The organism is Pseudomonas sp. (assembly GCF_037994325.1).
GTDB lineage: Bacteria > Pseudomonadota > Gammaproteobacteria > Pseudomonadales > Pseudomonadaceae > Aquipseudomonas.
Genome location: NZ_JBBNAH010000302.1, coordinates 1 through 3,400, shown reverse-complemented (window position 1 = coordinate 3,400; position 3,400 = coordinate 1). Strand labels below are relative to the sequence as shown.

Annotated in this window: 2 protein-coding genes and 1 pseudogene; all 3 read right to left on the bottom strand. The window is 62.3% G+C overall.

The features are described 5' to 3' along the window. Positions 1 to 69 precede the first annotated feature (69 nt). Complete coding sequence (locus tag AAAB16_RS10340; RefSeq protein ID WP_340663247.1) at positions 70 to 816, bottom strand: DUF695 domain-containing protein; 747 nt, start codon at positions 814 to 816, stop codon at positions 70 to 72. A 143-nt stretch (positions 817 to 959) separates the two neighbouring features. Next, on the bottom strand, positions 960 to 2,051 hold the full coding sequence (gene tssA, locus AAAB16_RS10335) for a type VI secretion system protein TssA (RefSeq protein WP_340663246.1): 1,092 nt from the start codon (positions 2,049 to 2,051) through the stop codon (positions 960 to 962). Further along, positions 2,048 to 3,400: pseudogene (locus AAAB16_RS10330) on the bottom strand (type VI secretion system protein ImpL); the annotation flags it as partial. The gene tssA and the pseudogene AAAB16_RS10330, both read right to left, overlap by 4 nt.

The window sequence follows — 3,400 nt, the reverse complement described above, 5'->3', positions numbered from 1 at the left end:
TCCGTAGGGTGTGCTGTGCGCACCAAGCGCTACCGGATATGCCTCAGGGTGCGCTTGGGTTTCGCGACCTTATGCCACCACCTGCGTCTCCCACCCGTCGTAGTCGCCACCACATTCTTGTGCCAGGCGAAACAGCGGCACGGTCAAGCCGTTGATGTTGGCAAACGAGGGAATGCCGTTGCAGGACAGGCGCACGCAGTAGCGGGTGTCTTCGTCGGTGGGCTCGTAGGCGCCGTCGAGGGTGTAGCCCAGTTCAATGGCTTTGCTGATAAAGGTTTGCTGCGTTTCTGTGTCGGGGAAGTACACCCAGTGTTCTATCGGGCGCTCGGTGGCGAAGGCATCGCCCGCCTCTTCCAGGGCTTGGCAGACGCGGCGGTTTTGGATGCCTTGGTAGTCTTCTGGCGTGGGGTATAGGAAGTTTAGGTAGGTGTCCCAGTCGGCTTCGGCGCGGGTACCGACTTCGAAGTCGTAGTTGGCAAACGCGTTCATGGCGGCACGTACGTTGGGGTCGATGCCCTGCTCTTTGGGGGCGTAGAAGTACAGGTCGCGGCAGCCGTCGGCGGTGATGCGCCCTACGTAGGTGGCGAGCTTGGTGGCGGCCAGGCGTTCGATAATTGCGTCTTCGATGACGATCAGTTGGTCGAATTCCTCCTGGCTGGACAGGCCGTCTTCACGCGGGTTGCGCATGTATATGCGCACATAGGCCAGGAAGGGATTTTGTGCGACAGCGGCCTCGCTGGCGGCTTGCAGGTTCAGGTAGATGGACGCTGGTTTGCTGTCCACGTTACACAGGTAGAAATCCCATTCTTCGCTCATAAGGGCTCGTCCGTTGCTCTATCAGGTGGCTGAACGCGGTGGTGTTCAGGGGTTTGAAATCTACTGATTTTCCACCTGGAGCAACAGCACAATTGCCGCCTTCTGTGACGCGCCTTGAGCAATACCGCGCTTGGCCCGCGGGCTTACTTCAGCACGCCGAGTAGCGACCACACCCGCCGCGCTTCGGAGTCGGCGGAGATGAGTTCGGTGAGCAGTTCGTTGAGCGGTTTGTTGCCCCATTCCACGGCGCGTTTGATCAAGTACGGCACCGGGCTGTGGGGTTCGGTTTTGGCCAGGTAGTCGGCGATGATCACCAGTTGGCGGTAGGCGTCTTCGCGGCTGCTTAGGGTGGCGGCGATGGGGGCAGCGCTGGCCGCTGACGGTTGCTCGGCGGCATTGGCGGCGGTTGCTTCGGCTGGCGCTGGTTCGCTGACCAGCGGCGGGAGTGGTGCTGGTTGTTGGGGGTGCATGGTGATGAATTCCTGAATCAGCACGGCCAGGGCTGCCATGATTTCGCGCAGCGGTTGATAGCTGGGGGCAAGGTCTTGCAGGTGCAGGTCGCTCCAGAAGTCCAGGCGTTGCAGGTCGCTAAAGCCGCCTTCCAGGCTGCGCTGGCAGTGAAACCAGTGGGCGATTGGGGTTTCGCGCAGGTGTTCGTTGAGTTTTTGTTGTTGCAGGCGGGCTTGTTCGGCCAGGGCTTTGGCTTGTTTGTTGTCGCCGCCATGCACTTGCTGATGTTGCAGTTGTTGCCAGTGGTAGAGGGTGAAGCCGGCAAAGTCGCCGCCGTGCTCGCCGAACAGTGGCGTGCGGGTGTGCAAGATCTCGGCGTATTGCCGGGCTAACCAGTCCAGCGGCGTTACGCGCCAGCTCTGGTCGCCGTCTTCGGCTTGCGGGTGCAGGTGGTCGGGGTAGCGTTCGCACAGGCCGACCACCAGCGCCACGGCCTGGGCGAAGCCTGCTATGCCGTGGCGATGCAGCCAGGCTTCGCCGAGCCAGGCGGCGACCATCAGGTCTTTGCTGCGGGTGGCCAGCAGCTCGCTGGCGAGTTTTTCTTGCGCGGCCCAGTCGCCGCGTTTTATTTCACTTTTCCACACGCCAGTGGGCAGGCTGGCGTCGTCTTCGCGGCGCAATTCGCGCAGGCGGTCGAAGTCGGCGTCGTAACGCAGGCTGGGGCCGCAGGGCGGTTCAGCATCAATGGGCGCCAGCAGGCGTTCAAGGTCTAGGGCACTGCTCATGGAAGCTCCTGGGCGCTCAGCAGCGGCGCAGCGCTGGTACTAAAGGGGGATGCCGGCGCGCGTACGGGCAGTGGTTGTATCGATAAGGGCAGCTTGCCGCCCTGGGTTAGCAGCGACAGGCGCAGGTACATCTGCGCTTGGTTTTCGCTGCTGTACGGGGCGTATACCGGCAGCTGCAAGGTCAGCGGAAACTGGGTGTAGTCGACGTTGGCTTGGCGCTGCACGGCAACGTGGGAGCGCATCAAACGCAGCAGCGCCCAGGGCCCGGTGTATTCCCAGCCGGCTTCGAGGTCGTTGACTGCCAGGCTCGGTTGCAGCGGGTCGTTGGCCGGGCGCTGCGAGCCATTTTTGGCCCAGCGCAAGATCAGTTTGATCGGCTCACCGACCGTCCAGTGCAGGCGTTTTTGTTCGTCGCCGGGGTACACCAAGGTTTGGTTTCCGGCGTACAAACCCCAGGCGATGATCTGGTCGGCGCCGCGCTCGTCTTCGCGGTCGGTGCGCCACAGCACGTCCATGTCCAGGCCGATCACGCCGTCCTTGTCGCGCACAAACAACGGGCCGAGCCACTGCCGCGCTTGCTTGAGACGGTCGAGAAAGTCTTGCGCCGCCAGCTTGTCGCCGGAGGGGCTGTAGGCCAGGCCGTTCTCGGCTTGGGTCAGGCTGCTGTCGATCAGTTGCACCATATAGCGCACGCGTTCCGGGTCGGCGTCGGCCGAGGCCAGGTCGTAGGAGAACGGAAAGCGGTTGGCCAGGTATTGGTTGAAGTAGTCGGCCAGTTTGGCCCACGCCTGGGCGCCCAGTTGCTGCTGCAGTTGGGTGCAGCGCTGGCGGGCCTGCCCCCACAATTGCTGGGCGCGCCGTGAGACGTCGTCGGCGCCCTGGGGCACGTTGGCGGATTGCAAAATGCTCGAGCAGGTTTGCGCGTCCATTTCCACAAAGTCGCGGCTAAGCAGCTGTTCAAACTGCACCGGCGAACTGGCCGGGTTTTGCCCTTTGTATTTGAGCATTTCCTCGTTTAAGGCCAGCAGCCGGGTAACGTTGGCGTAGTCGGCGACGGCCAAGTTGTCTTGTTGCAAGCGCAACCATTCCAGTGCCGGGCCATGCTCCTCGGTGGCTTTTTGCATAATGGCGAACTGCTGCGCCAGGGTTTGTTTGAGCTCTTGGGTGTCGGTGGAGCGGTACAACTCCAGACCAAGGTTTTTGCCGCCGTTCCAGGTTTCAATGGCGAAGCGTTGGCCAAACACGGGCAAGGTTTCGACGGTGTTCAGCGCGCGGTTGATGTCGGCCAGCGCCCGCCGGTTGAGGCCGTTCTGTAAGGTGGCAGCCAGGTCTGGGCGCTTGAGTTCAAC

What these genes read in the sequence shown, in the direction of transcription:
- tssA (WP_340663246.1), bottom strand. Translation starts at nt 2,051, where the DNA reads ATGAGCAGTGCCCTAGACCTTGAACGCCTGCTGGCGCCCATTGATGCT.
- AAAB16_RS10340 (WP_340663247.1), bottom strand. Translation starts at nt 816, where the DNA reads ATGAGCGAAGAATGGGATTTCTACCTGTGTAACGTGGACAGCAAACCA.